Annotated in this window: 15 protein-coding genes; 10 read left to right on the top strand and 5 right to left on the bottom strand. The window is 60.9% G+C overall.

Annotated elements, in window-relative coordinates:
• Positions 1-25: 25 nt before the first annotated feature.
• A complete protein-coding gene (sbcB, locus tag AOA60_RS17520; RefSeq protein ID WP_099585518.1) occupies positions 26-1,453 on the bottom strand; it encodes an exodeoxyribonuclease I in 1,428 nt (475 codons plus the stop codon).
• Between the two features lie 167 nt (positions 1,454-1,620).
• On the opposite strand from sbcB, the gene AOA60_RS17525 reads away from it, so the two are divergent.
• The 6 genes from AOA60_RS17525 to AOA60_RS17550 are packed head-to-tail and all read left to right on the top strand — an operon-like array spanning position 1,621 to position 8,282.
• On the top strand, positions 1,621-2,313 hold the full coding sequence (locus AOA60_RS17525; protein WP_099585519.1) for an RDD family protein: 693 nt from the start codon (positions 1,621-1,623) through the stop codon (positions 2,311-2,313).
• On the top strand, positions 2,310-3,290 hold the full coding sequence (locus AOA60_RS17530) for a stage II sporulation protein M (protein WP_099585632.1): 981 nt from the start codon (positions 2,310-2,312) through the stop codon (positions 3,288-3,290). The genes AOA60_RS17525 and AOA60_RS17530 overlap by 4 nt, the downstream gene beginning before the upstream one ends.
• Positions 3,277-4,797, top strand: coding sequence for a DUF4129 domain-containing protein (locus AOA60_RS17535; RefSeq protein ID WP_099585520.1), 1,521 nt, complete (start codon positions 3,277-3,279; stop codon positions 4,795-4,797). Before AOA60_RS17530 ends, AOA60_RS17535 begins: the two co-directional genes overlap by 14 nt.
• Positions 4,794-5,951: a DUF4350 domain-containing protein gene (locus tag AOA60_RS17540; protein WP_099585521.1), complete on the top strand. Its 1,158-nt coding sequence runs from the start codon at positions 4,794-4,796 to the stop codon at positions 5,949-5,951. Before AOA60_RS17535 ends, AOA60_RS17540 begins: the two co-directional genes overlap by 4 nt.
• A complete protein-coding gene (locus AOA60_RS17545; RefSeq protein WP_099585522.1) occupies positions 5,948-6,943 on the top strand; it encodes a MoxR family ATPase in 996 nt (331 codons plus the stop codon). Before AOA60_RS17540 ends, AOA60_RS17545 begins: the two co-directional genes overlap by 4 nt.
• 7 nt (positions 6,944-6,950) lie before the next feature.
• Positions 6,951-8,282 (top strand): DUF58 domain-containing protein, encoded by a 1,332-nt coding sequence (locus AOA60_RS17550; RefSeq protein WP_099585523.1) that lies wholly within the window; start codon positions 6,951-6,953, stop codon positions 8,280-8,282.
• 63 nt (positions 8,283-8,345) lie between these two features.
• Here the strand turns inward: AOA60_RS17550 and AOA60_RS17555 are convergent, their stop codons facing one another.
• Both AOA60_RS17555 and AOA60_RS17560 read right to left on the bottom strand, forming a co-directional pair.
• The gene (locus AOA60_RS17555; protein WP_099585524.1) at positions 8,346-8,705 is read right to left on the bottom strand and encodes a PilZ domain-containing protein; all 360 of its coding nucleotides are present in this window, start codon (positions 8,703-8,705) and stop codon (positions 8,346-8,348) included.
• A gap of 226 nt (positions 8,706-8,931) precedes the next feature.
• Positions 8,932-9,306, bottom strand: coding sequence for a hypothetical protein (locus AOA60_RS17560; RefSeq protein ID WP_099585525.1), 375 nt, complete (start codon positions 9,304-9,306; stop codon positions 8,932-8,934).
• Between the two features lie 175 nt (positions 9,307-9,481).
• Between AOA60_RS17560 and pyk the strand changes: the two genes are divergently transcribed.
• Positions 9,482-10,933 (top strand): pyruvate kinase, encoded by a 1,452-nt coding sequence (gene pyk, locus AOA60_RS17565; RefSeq protein ID WP_032890873.1) that lies wholly within the window; start codon positions 9,482-9,484, stop codon positions 10,931-10,933.
• A gap of 64 nt (positions 10,934-10,997) precedes the next feature.
• Here the strand turns inward: pyk and AOA60_RS17570 are convergent, their stop codons facing one another.
• Positions 10,998-11,747 carry an enoyl-CoA hydratase-related protein gene (locus AOA60_RS17570; RefSeq protein WP_099585526.1) on the bottom strand — a complete coding sequence of 250 codons (750 nt, stop codon included), beginning with the start codon at positions 11,745-11,747 and terminating at the stop codon, positions 10,998-11,000.
• A gap of 30 nt (positions 11,748-11,777) precedes the next feature.
• Entirely contained in the window at positions 11,778-12,710 is a 933-nt protein-coding gene (locus tag AOA60_RS17575; protein WP_099585527.1) for an iron-sulfur-binding ferredoxin reductase, read from the bottom strand.
• Positions 12,711-12,927: 217 nt separating this feature from the next.
• On the opposite strand from AOA60_RS17575, the gene AOA60_RS17580 reads away from it, so the two are divergent.
• The 3 genes from AOA60_RS17580 (at position 12,928) to AOA60_RS17590 (ending at position 17,651) form a co-directional block, all read left to right on the top strand.
• Complete coding sequence (locus tag AOA60_RS17580) at positions 12,928-14,451, top strand: fumarate hydratase (RefSeq protein WP_017529248.1); 1,524 nt, start codon at positions 12,928-12,930, stop codon at positions 14,449-14,451.
• Positions 14,452-14,556: 105 nt separating this feature from the next.
• Positions 14,557-16,323, top strand: a complete 1,767-nt coding sequence (locus AOA60_RS17585; protein WP_099585528.1) for an ATP-binding protein — start codon at positions 14,557-14,559, stop codon at positions 16,321-16,323.
• On the top strand, positions 16,317-17,651 hold the full coding sequence (locus tag AOA60_RS17590) for a sigma-54 dependent transcriptional regulator (RefSeq protein ID WP_099585529.1): 1,335 nt from the start codon (positions 16,317-16,319) through the stop codon (positions 17,649-17,651). The genes AOA60_RS17585 and AOA60_RS17590 overlap by 7 nt, the downstream gene beginning before the upstream one ends.
• The last annotated feature ends 118 nt before the right edge of the window (positions 17,652-17,769 follow it).

Below are 17,769 nucleotides of genomic sequence, written 5' to 3' on the forward strand. Positions count from 1 at the left end.
TGGCCGTCAATTCTGCACAACCTAATTACAGATTCACACGGGCCGCTAAAGCATCGGCATATTCCTGCCACTGCACCAGCACCTGCTGCTGCAACGGCGTCACACTAACAGCCAACTCCTGCCGCGCCTGATTAAATGCCTCAAGGGTATTGGGTGCGCCAAATTCAGGGCTGGACAAACGTTGCTGACAGAAAAGTTTCCAGCGTTGTAGCTCCTCGCTATTCAGCGTATCGGGGAAGTTACGCGCTCGGTAGCGAAATAATAATTCCGGCAATCGATGATCATCAAAAGGCCACTGCTGTCTTGCTAATTGCTCGGGCTCTGCCATCCGGACTTGTTCACATAAGCGTCGATCACGATCGCCAATAAAGCCGTCGTAAAGCTGCTGTTCCGGGTCGGTATTCCCTGAAAAATCTTCGTCGGCATAAATGACCGCCAACTTATCGCGCCACAGTTCCTGTGCGTCAGTTAGCCGCAGCGCCCGCGCCTGATAAATGTCCATATCCAATTGCAGGCGTTCACGATCTTCGACCCGCAATACGTGCAAGGGCGCGACAACCGGGCAGCGATTGATATGCACCAGCTTCAGCGGCACCGGCAACTCACCTTCGGCAAGGTCATCACGACGGGTGTACAGGCGTTGGCGCAAGGTGGCGGCGTCAGCGTCAAGCAGCCCCTGAGGGTCCAGGCCAAGGTCGCAGACAATCAACGCGTTGCGGTTGCGCGGATGCCAAGCCAAGGGCAGGACAACGCCAAGGTAATGACGCTCGGCGGAAAACCGCCCTGATATGTGCACCATTGGTTGCAACAGGCGAACCTGGTCCATCACTCGCTGTTTACTGCGTAATTGAAACAGCCAGTCGTACAGTTTGGGCTGCTTCTCGCGCACCAGTCTAGCCAGGGCGATCGTGGCGCGCACGTCGGATAACGCATCGTGGGCCTGCCCATGATCGATGCCGTTGGCAGCCGTCAAACGTTCAAGCTTGAGGGTCACACGCCCGTCCTGCTGCGGCCACTCGATGCCTTCCGGACGCAGGGCGTAGGCGGTGCGAACCACATCGATCAAGTCCCAACGACTGTTACCGCCCTGCCATTCGCGCGCGTAAGGGTCGAAGAAGTTGCGATACAGGCTGTAGCGCGTCATTTCATCGTCAAACCGCAATGTGTTATAGCCGGCACCGCATGTTCCCGGAGTTGCCAGTTCGGCATGTACGCGGGTCATGAAATCAGCTTCGGCCAGACCCTTTTCGGCCAGTATGGCGGGGGTGATCCCTGTAATCGCGCACGCGGCGGGATGGGGCAGGATATCGTCGCTGGGCTGACAGTAGATGTTGACCGGCGGGCCGACCTCGTTGAGTTCGAGATCCGTACGAATCCCCGCTACCTGGAGCGGTCGATCACTGCGCGGGTTGATGCCGGTGGTTTCATAGTCGTACCAGAAAATGGTGGTCACGGGCTATTCCTGTGCTGAAGATCGACAAAGTCTAGGCGCTGGGCCTGGTTCGGGGCCAGCACCAAATCAACTGTACAAACATCCAGCAAAACCTTGAGTGGTTGCTTCCATCGCCGACGCTGTTAGCATCCGTGTCACCCAGCCGCTCTGCACTGCCAAGGATCGCGATGCCATCAGCCCCATTGGATACCCGCTACCAGATCGAAACCCCAGAGGGCATCGACCTGCCACTGCGCCCCGCCGGCCTGGTGCCACGGGTGCTGGCATTTGCCTTCGACCTCGGCGCACGCGCAGTGATCATGGGCGTATTTATGGTGCCATTAGCCCTGCTCGGCAATATTGGGATCGGCCTGGGCTCGCTGCTGCTGTTCCTGGTCAGTTGGTGGTACATGGTGCTGTTCGAGGTCCTCAACCAGGGCTGTTCACCGGGCAAACAGGTCATGGGCCTGCGGGTAGTGCAGGACGATGGCACGCCCATAGGCTGGTCAGCGTCACTGATCCGCAACCTGCTGCGGTTCGTCGACATGCTTCCGTTCGGCTACTTCCTCGGCGCCATCAGTTGCCTGCAGCACCCTCACTTCAAACGCCTTGGCGACCTGGCCGCCGGCACCTTGGTGGTCTATCGCGAGCAGCCCCTGGCACGCCCCCAGATACCTCAAGCTGCAGCACTGCGCCTACCGTTTGCCCTGGACCTGAGTGAGCAGCGGGCGATCCTGGGTTTCGCCGAACGCCAGGCTGAGCTGTCCCCCGAGCGGGTACACGAACTCGCCTCCATCCTCGCGACACCGCTGCAAGTATCCCCAGCACGTGCCGTGGAGCAACTCAATGGCGTGGCCCGTGGCCTGCTGGGGCCAACATGAAACAGAGCCTCTTCGAAAGCCGTTACCAGCCCCAATGGCAAGCCTTTGCCGAACAACTTAAGCAGTTGGAACAAGGCAAGGCCAAGGCCGGTGACCTCGCCGACTTTCCTCATCAATACCGCCGTCTATGCCAGCACTTGGCCCTGGCCCAGGAGCGTGGTTACAGCAGTTACCTGGTGGACCCGCTGCAACAATTGGCATTGCGCGGCCATCAACAACTCTATCGCCACCGCAGCCAATTGGCGGCGAATGTACTGAGTTTCCTACTGGCCGACTTTCCGCGACAAGTAAGGGAACAATGGCGCTTCGTGTTGATTGCCAGCCTGCTGTTCTTTGGCAGCCTGCTGGGCATTGCCCTGCTGGTCTACCTGTTTCCCGACCTGATCTACAGCATTGTCAGCCCACAGCAGGTAGCCGAAATGCAGGGCATGTATGACCCCGATGCCAGCCGCCTGGGTCGCGCCGCCGAACGGGCGTCAAGCGAAGACTGGATGATGTTTGGCTACTACGTGATGCACAACGTAGGCATCGCCTTCCAGACATTCGCCGCGGGGTTGCTGTTCGGCTTGGGCAGTGTGTTTTTCCTGATATTCAACGGGCTGATCATCGGCGCGATTTCCGGGCACCTGACCGAAATCGGCTATGGGCAGACCTTTTGGTCATTTGTCATCGGCCATGGTGCATTTGAACTGACGGCTATCGCCCTCGCTGGCGCCGCAGGCTTGCAACTGGGCTGGGCGCTGATTGCGCCTGGGCAACTGACACGCAGCGAATCCTTGCGACTTGCCGCTCGCAAGAGCGTGCAGCTGCTGTGCGGTGTCATGGTGTTCCTGCTGATCGCAGCCTTTATCGAAGCCTACTGGTCTTCCACCACCCAAATCGACCCTTGGATAAAATACCTTGTGGGCACTGCACTTTGGCTGTTGGTGGCTGCTTACCTGACCTTTGCCGGACGGACTCGCCATGCGCCTGAGTGATGCCAGCGTGGCGATTCGCCCGCGAACCGCATGGGAGGCCATGGACCTTGGCGTATCAATGGCCCGGGAGCATCGCCTGCTGTTGATGGGGAGCTGGGCGCTGGTGACCCTGCCGGTGTTTGCCGTGCTCACCGCGTTGCTATGGAACTACCCATCCACGGCCATGTTCCTGTTCTGGTGGTTCAAACCGGCGTTCGACCGCTTGCCTTTATTCATTCTCTCCAAAGCCCTGTTCGGTGAAACGCCTAGCCTCAAGCAGGCTGTGCGCCAATGGCCAAAACTGCTTAACAGCCAACTGCTGGCCAGCCTGACCTGGCGCAGGCTAAGCCTCAGCCGCAGTTTTGTGATGCCGGTCAGTCAGCTCGAAGGCCTCGACGGCCAGGCGCGTCAACAACGCCTGGGCGTGCTGCTGCAACGTAACGCCGGTGCCGCGCGCTGGTTGACCACTGTCGGGGTGCACCTGGAAATCGGGCTGTGGTTTGGCTGCATGGCGCTGTTCTACCTACTCATTCCGCAGCAACTTGAACTGGATTGGGACTGGCAACGGTTGGCGCTGGCTACGGGTTCCGAAGCCTTGTGGCTGGAGCATCTGGGCAACGCGTTCTATGCCTTGATACTGGTGTTTTGGGAGCCCATTTATGTCGCCTGTGGTTTCAGCCTTTATCTCAATCGCCGCACCGTGCTGGAAGCGTGGGACCTGGAGCTTGTATTCCGCCGCCTGCGCCAGCGCCTGAGCAACGTAGCGTCGCTTTTACTGCTGGCGCTCGGGCTGACAGTCCTGCCATACAGCCCGCACGCCATGGCAGAGGAAGGCAAAACACTGAGCCATGAAAGCGCAAGCCAATCCATCAAGTCGCTTCTGGACCAGCCCCCCTTCAAAAACCCGGAGACCGTCACTCGCTATCGCTTTGGCGAAGAAAAGCCCGCCGTTAAAAACCAGACACACAGTGACGGCAAACTTCCGGCGTGGCTGCAGGCACTGCTGGACAACTTCAACGGCAATACTTTCAAGCATGTCGCCCAAGGCCTGGAAGTGCTGTTGTGGAGCGTACTGATCGGCGGCCTGGTCCTATTGATATGGCGTTATCGAGAATGGCTGCGTACTTTTGTCAGCCGGCGCGGGCCAGGGAAACCCAAAGCCGCCAAACCAGTACCCGCCCAGTTGTTCGGTCTGGAGCTGGGCACAGAGAGCCTGCCCAGGGACATCGCCAGCACTGCCGAGCAACTCTGGTCGAGCCAACCCCGGGAAGCCCTTGGCCTGTTGTATCGCGGCCTGCTGAGCCGCTTGCTGCATGACTTCAACCTGCCCCTTAAAAGCGCGGACACTGAAGGCCAGGTGCTGGAACGCGTTCACCTGTTACAGCAACCACAACTGATGGCGTTCAGCGATGAGTTGACCCGACACTGGCAAAACCTGGCCTACGGTCATCAACTCCCACCCGCCTCGGCCCAGCAAAAACTATGCAACGATTGGCGTGCACTGTTCAGTTCGGGGGGCGCCCAATGAACCGATGGTTACTAGGGATAGGACTGCTGCTGGCATGCCTGATCACTGCGGGCGGCTTTTATGCCTGGAGCAAGGCGATCCCCTATGAAGAGGTGGTGGACCGCGGGCCCGCTCCGCAAGCCCTGGCCAATCCCTACCTGGCTGCCGAACACTTTCTGCGCCAGCAAGGCTTGCCCGTGGAACATGCCAATAGCCTCGAACGCCTGGCCACCCTGCCGGCCGCAGGCAACAGTCTGTTGCTGCTGGAAGAACGCAGCAACATGTCGCCACGCCAGGTCGAACAGTTGCTGAATTGGGCCAAGTCCGGTGGACATCTGTTGTTAGTGGCCGAAGCACTCTGGGATGAAGAGACCGGCAAAAGCGGCGACCTGTTGCTCGATCGCCTGCATATCCACCAAGTGCTGAGTGACGAACCCGAAGAGCCCGCACCCGCCAGTAAAAAGAAAGCGCCGGACCTGACGAAACTCTATATCGACAATGACACCGCCCCGGCCTACTTCAGCTTCGATACCGACTTCAACCTTATCGACCCCAGGCACCTCGCACAATTTTCAGCCAATAGCGCCAGGTCGAGTCACCTTATGCAACTTGACCTCGGGCAAGGCCGCGTTACGGTCATCACCGACAGCGAACTGTGGAAAACACCCGAGATCGGCAAACACGATAATGCCTGGCTGTTGTGGTATCTGAACCAGGGCACTGCCGTCACCTTGCTGTCCAACAGCAACGTGGATGATCTGTTCACCCTGTTGTTGCGTTACTTCCCCCAGGCAGTGGTTGCGCTCATTGCACTGATAGCCCTGGCACTCTGGCAGGCCTGGATGCGCCTGGGCCCGATCCAGGCCCCAGCCTCCAAGGCGCGCCGGCAATTGCAGGAGCACTTGAAAGCCAGCGCCGACTTTCTGCTGCGCCGCAGCGGTCAAGGCACGCTATTGCAGGCTTTGCAGCACGATATTCTGCGTGCGGCCCGACGTCGCCATCCAGGCTTCGAACATCTCGACACAGCAGAACAATGGCGGGTACTGGAACACCTGACGCGCCAACCCTCTCACGTCATCAGCCAGGCCCTCGGCCCACTCCCGGCAAAACGGCTTTCCAGCGCCGATTTCAGCCGGCAGGTGGCATGCCTGCAAACCCTCAGGAATGCCCTATGAGCGATTTCCCCAGCACCACAGCCTCGACCGGCGAACCCCTGCAACGCGCCAGCAAGCAAGCCCAAGCTCTGCGTATTGAACTGCGCAAGGCGGTGATCGGGCAGGATCAGGTGATCGATGACGTACTGACCGCACTGATCGCCGGCGGCCACGTCTTGCTCGAAGGTGTACCCGGGCTGGGCAAGACCTTGCTGGTGCGCGCCCTGGCCCGTTGCTTTGGCGGGGACTTCGCGAGGATCCAGTTCACTCCGGACCTGATGCCCAGCGATGTCACCGGCCATGCCGTGTACGACCTGCATACCGAGCAGTTCAAACTGCGCAAGGGTCCCGTGTTCACCCACCTCTTGTTGGCCGACGAAATCAACCGGGCCCCAGCCAAGACCCAGGCGGCCCTGCTCGAAGCCATGCAGGAGCGGCAAGTCACCCTCGAAGGTGAAGCCCTGCCCATCGGCCAGCCGTTCATGGTGCTGGCCACGCAGAACCCAATCGAGCAGGAAGGCACCTACCCCCTGCCGGAAGCCGAGCTGGACCGGTTCATGCTCAAGGTACGCATGGACTATCCCGACGCGCAGCAGGAACTGGATATGGTGCGAGAAGTGACGCGCTCGTCACGGGCTGACATGCTGGATGTGCAACCTTTGCGTACAGTGCTGCAGGCCGAAGACGTGTTGCAACTGCAACAGATCGCCAGTGAACTGGCCCTGGATGAACACGTACTCGACTATGCCGTGCGCCTGGCGCGAGCCACACGCAGTTGGCCAGGCCTGGCCATCGGCGCCGGCCCACGAGCGTCAATCGCCCTGGTACGCGGCGCCCGCGCCCGTGCACTGCTACGTGGGGGCGAGTTCGTCACGCCGGATGACATCAAAAGCTGCGCCCTTGCGGTACTGCGTCATCGGGTACGCCTTGCACCAGAACTGGACATCGACGGATTGGAGGTCGACCAGGTGCTCAAGCAACTGCTCGACCAGATTCCGGCACCCCGGCAATGAAGCGCCCATGAAACCGACCCGTCTGTTATTAGTCTGGCTTGGCGTGCTGCTGGGCTTGAACATCCTGCTGGGCACTGCGGCAGCCTTGCAGTTCAAGGTGCCCGACACCCTGCACTCGGTGGCGTGGGGTCTGCTCCTGGCGCTGTTCCTCTTGGCGTTGCTGGATGCGCTGCGACTGCGCCACAGACCATCACCGAACGTGCATCGGCATATGCCCGGCAGCCTGGCGCTGGGACGCTGGGGCGAAGTACGCCTGGTCCTGGAACATGGCTCTCCACAAGCGTTGACGGTGCAGGTGTTCGATCACGTTCCCGACGGGCTGAGCCTGGAAAACCTGCCCCAGTCCATCGAGTTACGCCCCGGTGAACGCAGCGAGCTGGGATATCGGCTACGGCCTTTACGGCGCGGGCATTTCACGTTCAGTCGATGCGAAGTCCACCTGCCCAGCCCATTGGGCCTCTGGTCCGCCAGGCGCTTTATCGAAGTCGAGGATGCCACCCGCGTCTATCCGGATTTTGCCCGACTGTACGGGGCACAGCTGCTGGGGGTGGATAACTGGCTGAGCCAACTGGGGGTGCGTCAACGCCAACGACGGGGCTTGGGGCTGGAGTTTCATCAACTGCGCGAATTTCGTGAGGGTGACAGCCTGCGGCAGATCGACTGGAAAGCCACTGCGCGGCAACGTACTCCCATCGCACGAGAGTATCAGGACGAGCGCGACCAGCAGATCGTGTTCATGCTCGATTGCGGCCGACGCATGCGCAGCCAGGATGATGAACTGTCACACTTCGACCACGCCCTCAATGCCTGCCTGTTGCTCAGTTATGTAGCCTTGCGCCAGGGCGATGCGGTGGGATTGTGCACCTTCGCTTGCGACCACCCACGCTACCTGGCGCCGGTCAAGGGCAGTAGTCAGTTGAACCTGTTACTCAATGCGGTCTATGACCTGGACACCACCCGCCGAACTGCCGACTACGAGGCGGCGGCCAGCCAACTGCTGGCCCGGCAAAAGCGGCGGGCATTGGTGATCGTAGTCAGCAACCTGCGGGATGAGGACGATGAAGCACTACTCAGCGCCGTCAAACGCATCAGCCGTCAACATCGGGTGCTGGTGGCGAGTATGCGGGAGGAAGTTCTCGATCTACTGCGCCAGTCTCCCGTACAGACGTTGCCCGAGGCTTTGGCCTACAGCGGCACTGTCGACTACCTCAACATGCGGGACGAATTGCATGACCGTTTGAACGCACACGGCCTGTCGGTGCTGGATACGCTGCCATCAGCCATGGGCGCCGCCCTGGTAACACGCTACCTGGGCTGGAAAAAAGCTGGAGTCTTCTGAAAAAAGCGCACGATTGCTGGGGGACAGCACCATTCCCCCGGACATGTCGACTGCATGCTGCTTCTAGGCCGAGGCCTCCAAGGGATCGAAGCTGAAGTAATGCAACAGCACCTTGATGAGCTGCCCATATTCCTCGGGCGCCTGAAGCACGCTGAACCCGGAATCGTAATGCTGCGGGTTGATATCTTCATGACTCCACAGGCAGGTCGCCGTGAGGTCAATGGCATGGAAGGTGTCGTCAGCCCCAGGAATTTTCAAGCGCAACTCGAACTCTGCGTCGACCATCATGGGTAACTGGCTGATCAACATCAGCCCGTCGTCAGAGAGGTTACCCAAATATCCGATGGGCTTGTCGGTGACGCGGTTAAACACCTGCAGGAAATAAGGAAGTTGATGCCGCTCGATCCGTCGGTCGGTAAACATGGTGAGATCGCCATCCAGTGGCCATGACTCTGGCCGTGCCAGTAATTCGGAACGAGCGCAATTGCTCGCTCTCCCTGGATCTCGGTGTGACGAAAGACAACGCCTTGTCACTAGACAGCTGCCGAATCCGGGCCCCGCATTCGTTCGAATAGAAAACCTATACAAACGCCCATTCAAAGGATAGCCCAAGACTGGCAAGGGGCCAGTTATTAAATGACGAACGCCATTACAACGAGGCCGGACGCGGCTTTGCAACGCTTGCACCGGGGTAATGCCCCAGTTGTTGCAAGGTGTCCAACCTTGCGCGTGCACGGTAGGCGTATTCGCTCGACGGGTACTGATTAATGATGAATTGGTAGGTTTGCACCGCATCGACGAACAGCTTCTGTCGTTCAAGGCATTGCCCGCGCAACATCGAGACCTCCGGCTGCACATAGCGCCGGGTACGACTCTCGCGGTCGACCTGGGACAATTCCAGCGTGACACGCTCGCAGTCACCGACCTTGTACGCACGGTAAGCGTTGTTCAAATGATGGTCCATCGACCAGCGGGTGCAGCCGACAACACTGACGGCCAGGGCAGCAATGAGCAAAATTCGCATGAGGGTTCTCCTGTCTTGTGCAGTGTATCGACCCCTCGTCGAAAATCTTCAAGGATGTTGGTCTATTCAATCGGAACGAAAACAAGCGAATCGTCGATAAGTAGTGCAAACGAACAATGACTACAACCAAAGAGCATAGTAGCCTTCCTCAGCGCTTGAACTCAGGAGTCTGTGCATGTCCGTCCGTCGTACCAAAATCGTCGCCACCCTTGGCCCGGCCAGCAACTCGCCGGAAGTCCTCGAACAGCTGATTCTGGCTGGTTTGGACGTTGCCCGTCTGAACTTCTCCCACGGCACCCCGGACGAGCACAAGGCTCGCGCCAAGCTGGTGCGTGACCTGGCCGCCAAGCACGGTCGCTTCGTCGCATTGCTGGGTGACCTGCAAGGCCCGAAAATCCGTATCGCCAAATTCACCAACAAGCGTATCGAGCTGAAGATCGGTGACAAGTTCACCTTCTCCACCAGCCATCCGCTGACCGAAGGTAACCAGGACGTCGTGGGTATCGACTATCCGGACCTGGTCAAGGACTGTGGCGTCGGTGACGAGTTGCTGCTGGATGACGGCCGCGTAGTCATGCGTGTCGACACTGCCACCCCGACCGAACTGAACTGCACCGTGATCATCGGCGGCCCGCTGTCCGATCACAAAGGCATCAACCGTCGCGGCGGTGGCCTGACTGCTCCAGCCCTGACTGAAAAAGACAAGGCCGACATCAAGCTCGCCGCTGAAATGGAAGTGGACTACCTCGCCGTGTCCTTCCCGCGTGACGCCGCGGACATGGAATACGCCCGTAAACTGCGCGACGAAGCCGGCGGTACCGCCTGGCTGGTGGCGAAGATCGAACGCGCCGAAGCCGTGGCCGATGACGAAACCCTCGACGGCCTGATCAAGGCATCCGACGCCGTGATGGTTGCCCGTGGTGACCTGGGTGTGGAAATCGGCGACGCCGAGCTGATCGGTATCCAGAAGAAGATCATCCTGCACGCACGCCGCCACAACAAAGCGGTGATCGTCGCGACCCAGATGATGGAGTCGATGATCCAGAACCCGATGCCGACCCGCGCCGAAGTGTCCGATGTGGCCAACGCCGTGCTCGACTACACCGACGCCGTGATGCTCTCGGCTGAAAGCGCCGCTGGCCCGTACCCGCTGGAAGCCGTGCAGGCCATGGCGCGCATCTGCGTCGGCGCCGAAAAGCACCCGACCAGCAAGACCTCCAGCCACCGTATCGGCAAGGTCTTTGAAAGCTGCGACCAGAGCATCGCCCTGGCCGCCATGTACACCGCCAACCACTTCCCGGGCGTTAAAGCGATCATCGCCTTGACCGAAAGTGGCTACACGCCGTTGATCATGTCGCGCATCCGTTCCTCGGTGCCGATCTACGCGTTCTCCCCACACCGCGAAACCCAGGCCCGCGCGGCGATGTTCCGTGGCGTGTACACCGTACCGTTCGATCCGGCTTCGTTGCCGCCCCATGAAGTCAGCCAGGCGGCCATCGACGAGTTGATCAAGCGTGGCGTCGTGGAGAAAGGCGACTGGGTCATCCTGACCAAGGGCGACAGCTACCACACCATCGGCGGCACCAACGGCATGAAAATCCTGCACGTTGGCGATCCAATGGTCTGAGTCAAACGCTGAAAAACAAAAGCCCTGCCATGTGAATGGCAGGGCTTTTTGTTTTTGATGTGGCTCAGCGTTTGGTGATAAACCCCGATAACGCCGCAATCGCCTCCGGTGACTTCAAACGCTGGACGAACAACGCGCCCTCCTCCTCAATCACCTGTCGCAACTGCTCACGATCCACGCTCTTCATCAATTGCTTGGTCACCTGCACCGCCCCCGGCGCCAGCGTTTCAAAGCGCTCGGCGATTTCCCGCGCCTTGGCCAACGCCGCTTCGCCACTGCCCAACGCCTCGGTGGCGATCCCCCATGCAGCAGCCTGCTCCCCGGTAAACCCCTCGCCCAGCAACAACAGTTCAGCCGCCTTCGCATGCCCCAGCAAACGCGGCAGGATCAGGCTCGAACCAAACTCAGGACACAGCCCCAGGTTGACGAACGGCATACGCAAGCGCGCATCACGGCTGATATACACGAGGTCACAGTGCAGCAGCAGGGTTGTGCCAATCCCCACCGCCGCTCCTGCCACCGCAGCGATTACGGGCTTGCGACAGTTGAGCAGACTTTTCATAAAGTGAAACGGTGGGCTGTCGAGGTCGCTGGGCGGCTGTTCAAGAAAATCGCCGATGTCATTACCGGCGGTAAAACACTCGCTGCTGCCCTGGATCAGCACGGCGCTGATCGCTGAATCGGCATCCGCCAACTCCAGCGCCTCGGCGAGTTGGGTGTACATGGCGCGAGTCAGGGCGTTTTTCTTGTCCGGGCGGTTGAGCTGCAGGGTCAGCAACCCGCGCTCGCGGTGCAGCAGGATGGCGTCGGTCATGGTGCGTCTCGCGGCTGTAGGGTTCAGCGCTCAACCACGGGGCAGGAACACATCGGCCAGCAGTTGATTGCGCGGCAGTCCCGCCAGGAACAAGCGCTTGGAAAACGCCTCGACACTCGCGGGGTGTCCGCAGAGTAAGGCCAGCGTTTGCCGGGAAACAAGCCGCAGTTGCGCCAATGCCTGGGTCGACTCAGCCGCAGTCCACAACTCCACCGACAGGTTTGAATGCTGCGCGGCCAGCGCTGCCAGGGGTTCGGCCAGGTAATGACCGTCGGTATCATGGGCCACGTGAATCACACGGATGGCGCCTTGATGATTCTGGCGCAAGGCCTCGCGCAACACGCCCCACAACGGACCGAGGCCAGTGCCGGAGGCCAGCAGCCACAGCGGGCGGGATTGCCAGTCTGGATCGTATTGCAAAGCGCCGCCGCGCAACTCGCCCAGGCGCAATGGATCGCCGACCTGCAGCTGCCGAGCGAGATCACTGAATTGACCGGGCTGCCGGCAATCGATATGAAACTCCAGAAATGCATCTTCCTGAGGCAAGCTGGCCAAGGAATACGGCCGCGCCACGTGCCCGGCCCACAGCACCATATGCTGCCCGGCCCGATATCGCAGGCCGCGCTCGGGTTGCAGGCGCACGCGCACAACATTCGAGTTCAGCCAGTCGGCGCCCACCACCCGAGCCGCCAGACCATCGCGTTGCGGATCAAACGCTTCGACCTGCAGATCACCCGTCACATGGCACTGGCAGGCCAACCGCCAACCGTCCTGGCGTTGCGCAGGGCTCAGGGCATCGGGCTGTCTGTCCTCGACCTCGCCCCGGCAACGTACCAGGCATGCATGGCAACTGCCGGCGCGGCAACTGTAGGGCACGGCCACTCCCGCCTGGTTCAAGGCATCCAGCAGGTTGCTGCCGGCAGTTACCGACCAATGGCGTTCGCCGACGTACAGTTCAGGCATATAAGGGCTCAATCACAGGGGAGGCGCACAGGGAATCATGCCTGCGACAGTTTGACCATAGTCGGGTGTATCGGCCACCGCGTCGGGTTATACTGCCGCGCCTTTTTAGCGTCGCGCCTGCACCACTTGGCGTGCCTTGGAAAGGTGGCTTCAGCCGACCGATACACCCCACTGAAGCCACCTTTATTGAATGTTCCCTTATAGAGGAGCGCGACTCATGACCGTGATCAAGCAAGACGACCTGATTCAGAGCGTTGCCGACGCCCTGCAATTCATTTCCTACTACCACCCCGTTGACTTCATCCAGGCGATGCACGAGGCCTACCTGCGCGAAGAATCGCCAGCAGCCCGTGACTCCATGGCGCAGATCCTGATCAACTCGCGCATGTGCGCCACCGGCCATCGCCCGATCTGCCAGGACACTGGTATCGTCACCGTGTTTGTGCGCGTGGGCATGGACGTACGTTGGGATGGCGCCACCATGGGCCTGGACGACATGATCAACGAAGGCGTGCGTCGCGCCTACAACCTGCCGGAAAACGTCCTGCGAGCGTCTATCCTCGCCGACCCGGCTGGTGCGCGTAAGAACACCAAGGACAACACCCCAGCGGTGATCCACTATTCCATCGTCCCGGGTAACACCGTGGAAGTGGACGTGGCTGCCAAAGGCGGTGGTTCCGAGAACAAGTCGAAAATGGCCATGCTCAACCCGTCCGACTCGATCGTCGACTGGGTGCTCAAGACTGTTCCGACCATGGGCGCCGGTTGGTGCCCGCCGGGCATGCTCGGCATCGGCATCGGCGGCACCGCCGAGAAGGCCGCAGTGATGGCCAAGGAAGTGCTGATGGAATCCATCGACATCCACGAGCTGATCAAGCGCGGCCCGTCCAACCGTATCGAAGAGATGCGCCTGGAGCTGTTCGAGAAGGTCAACCAACTGGGCATCGGCGCCCAGGGCCTGGGTGGCCTGACCACCGTGCTCGACGTGAAGATCATGGACTACCCGACTCACGCCGCTTCGCTGCCGGTGTGCATGATCCCCAACTGCGCCGCCACCCGTCACGCGCATTTCGTGCTCGATGGTTCCGGCCCGGCGTCGCTCGAAGCACCACCGCTGGACGCCTACCCGGAAATCGTCTGGGAAGCCGGCCCGTCGGCCCGTCGCGTCAACCTCGACACCCTGACCCCGGAAGACGTGCAGAGCTGGAAGCCGGGCGAAACCGTGTTGCTCAACGGCAAGATGCTTACCGGCCGCGACGCCGCGCACAAGCGCATGGTCGAGATGCTGAACAAGGGCGAAAGCCTGCCGGTGGACCTCAAGGGTCGCTTCATCTACTACGTCGGCCCGGTAGATCCGGTGCGCGAAGAAGTGGTTGGCCCAGCTGGCCCGACCACCGCCACGCGGATGGACAAGTTCACCCGCCAGATCCTTGAGCAAACCGGCCTGCTGGGCATGATCGGCAAATCCGAGCGCGGCCCGACTGCGATCGAAGCGATCAAGGACAACAAGGCCGTGTACCTGATGGCCGTGGGCGGCGCTGCTTACCTGGTGGCGCAAGCCATCAAGAAGTCGCGGGTTGTCGCGTTCGCCGAACTAGGTATGGAAGCGATCTACGAGTTCGACGTCAAAGACATGCCGGTCACCGTTGCCGTTGATAGCAAAGGCGAATCCGTGCACATCACCGGTCCTGCCATCTGGCAGAAAAAGATCAGTGAAAGCCTGGCGGTAGAAGTGCAGTAAGCACTTTACTGCAAGGATAAAGGCGACTGCGGCCCCATGGCCCAGTCGCCTTTTTTATGGCTCATGGTATGGTGCTCGCCCCTTATTGCAGCTGTTCATATCCGTATGATCGCGATCCCTCGCCCCCTGCGCCTGACCTTCTACTCGTTATTGATCATCGCCGGAGCGGTGCTGGCCGCTGCCTTGGCCACGCGTCATGCCGAGCGCCAGGCCTTGGCCGACGATGCCGCACGCGCCAATCAACAGCTCGCGCTGTACGCCAACTCGCTGCACACCCTGATCGAACGCTACCGCGCCCTGCCCGCCGTGCTGGCGCTGGACTCGGAAATGATCAGCGCGCTCAAAGGCCCGCTGGATGCCGCTACCCAGGACGTGCTTAATCGCAAACTGGAACGCATCAACGGTGCCGCGCAATCGTCCACCCTGGAATTGATGGACCGCAGCGGCCTCGCCGTGGCCGCCAGCAACTGGGCGCTGCCGAGCAGTTATGTGGGCCACAACTATGCATTCCGGCCGTATTTCAGCCAGACCAAGAGCCAGGGCACCGGGCGCTTTTATGCGGTGGGGGTGACCACCGGGATTCCGGGTTACTTTCTCTCCAGCGCAGTACTCGATGAAAACGAGCAGTTCCTGGGCGCCATGGTGGTGAAACTGGAGTTCCCCGAGCTGGAGCGCGAATGGGCCCAGGGCGATGACTTGCTGCTGGTCAGTGATGCACGTGGCATCGTGTTTATTGCCAACCAGCCGGGCTGGCGTTATCGCAATCTGAGGCCGCTATCGGCCAATGACCTCGCCGAGCTCAAGGCCACTCGCCAATACGACAAGAAACAACTGCAGCCGCTGGAAACCGAAACCCTGCAGCGCTTTGACGAAAACAGCCACCTGATGCGCGTCAACGGCCCCGACGGCAGTGCCCGGTACATCTGGGAATCGCTGCCGCTGAAGGCAGAAGGCTGGACCCTGCACCTGCTGCGCAAACCGCAATTGCCGTTTGAAGACCAACGCAACGCGGGCCTGGCCGCCGCGGGCTCCTGGCTGGCGCTGGTGTTCCTCGTGCTGTTCCTGAGCCAACGCTGGCGCCTGGCCCGCTTGCGCCAGCGCAGCCGCGAAGAGCTGGAGCAACTGGTGGAAGAACGCACCCAGGCCCTGCGCACCGCACAGGACGGCTTGGTGCAATCGGCCAAGCTGGCGGCGCTGGGGCAAATGTCCGCCGCCCTCGCCCACGAAATCAACCAGCCACTGACTGCCCAGCGCATGCAGCTTGCCACCCTGCGCCTGTTGCTGGATCACGGCCGCGTGGACGACGCCTACAAGGCGCTCACGCCGCTGGACGACATGCTCACGCGCATGGCCGCGCTCACCGGCCACCTCAAGACCTTCGCACGCAAAAGCCCCAGCGGCCTGCGCGAACGCCTGGACCTGGCCACGGTGGTCGACCAATCCCTGCACCTGCTCGACGCACGCCTGCGCGATGAAGGCATCGGCGTGGTGATGGACCTGACCCGCCCGGCCTGGGTGCGCGGCGACGCGATTCGTCTGGAGCAGGTGCTGATCAACCTGCTGCGCAACGCCCTGGACGCCATGGCCGACAAGCCGCGCAAGCGCCTGGAAATCCGCCTGCACGCCGACCAGCAGCTTTGGCTTTTGACCGTCAGCGACAGCGGCGGCGGGATTGCCGAGGAACACCTGAACAACGTGTTTGACCCGTTCTTTACCACCAAGCCGGTGGGTGATGGTCTCGGTTTGGGACTGGCGGTGTCTTACGCTATCGTGCATGAACTCGGTGGACGCCTGATCGCCGGCAACCACGGCGACGGCGCGATATTCACCCTGACCCTGCCCATCGCGCTGGAGACGCCGGACCTATGCTGAATGCGGTGATTGTGGTCGATGACGAAGCCAGCATTCGCACGGCCGTAGAGCAGTGGTTGAGCCTCTCCGGGTTTGAGGTGCAGCTGTTCAGCCGCGCCGAAGAATGCCTGGCACACCTGCCCAAGGACTTTCCCGGCGTGATCTTGAGCGACGTACGCATGCCAGGGCTCAGCGGCCTGGAGTTGCTGGCCGAGGTGCAGCGTCGCGACGCCGACTTGCCGGTGATATTGCTGACCGGCCATGGCGATGTGCCGATGGCTGTCGAAGCCATGCGCGACGGCGCCTACGACTTTCTGGAAAAACCCTTCAGCCCTGAAGCCCTGCTCAACAGCCTGCGCCGGGCGTTGGACAAACGTGGGCTGATCCTGGAAAACCGTCGCCTGCACCAACAGGCCGACCACCGTTCGAAGCTCGAATCCAGCCTGCTCGGCGTGTCCCGCGGCTTGCAAAACCTGCGCCGCCAGGTGCTCGACCTGGCGAGCTTGCCGGTCAACGTGCTGATCCGTGGCGAGACCGGCAGCGGCAAGGAGCTGGTTGCCCGCTGCCTGCATGATTTCGGCCCTCGGGCCAAGAAGCCGTTTGTGGCGCTCAACTGCGCGGCTATTCCCGAGCAGTTGTTTGAAGCCGAGTTGTTCGGCCACGAAAGCGGCGCGTTCACCGGCGCCCAGGGCAAGCGCATCGGCAAGCTGGAATACGCCCACGGCGGCACGCTGTTCCTCGATGAAATCGAAAGCATGCCCCTGGCCCAGCAAGTGAAGTTGTTGCGGGTGCTGCAAGAACAGAAGCTGGAGCGACTGGGCTCCAACCAGAGCATCCACGTGGACTTGCGCATCATCGCCGCGACCAAGCCGGACCTGCTGGAAGAGGCCCGAGCGGGGCGGTTTCGCGAAGACCTGGCTTATCGCCTCAACGTCGCACAATTGCGCCTGCCGCCGTTGCGCGAGCGCCGTGAAGATATTCCGCTGCTGTACGAGCACTTTGCCCAGAGCGCTGCTGAACGTTTGGGGCGTACGGCCGAGCCATTGAGCGGGCCGGCGCTGGGGCGCCTGCTCAGCCATGACTGGCCCGGCAATGTGCGTGAACTGGCCAACGTCGCCGAGCGCCAGGTGTTGGGCCTTGGCGACCCGGAACCGGAAGGCATCGAGGCCGGGCAATCCCTCGCGGCACAGCAAGAAGCCTTCGAAGCCCATTGCCTGAAGGCAGCGCTGACCCGGCACAAAGGCGACATCAAGGCCGTGCTGGCGGAATTGCAACTGCCCCGCCGTACCTTCAATGAAAAAATGCAACGCCATGGCCTGGCACGCGACATGTTCATCAAGGATGAATGAGCGGATTTCCGCTCATCACTCCAGAATAACCAGCGATATTCCGCTCAAAAAAAACCACAAACCCTTCTAGACCGGGCCTTCATCTAACTGGCACAGCTCCTGCTACAGCCCCAGCCAG

It is taken from the genome of Pseudomonas sp. 2822-17 (genome assembly GCF_002742485.1).
Classification (GTDB): Bacteria; Pseudomonadota; Gammaproteobacteria; order Pseudomonadales; family Pseudomonadaceae; genus Aquipseudomonas; species Aquipseudomonas cyclaminis.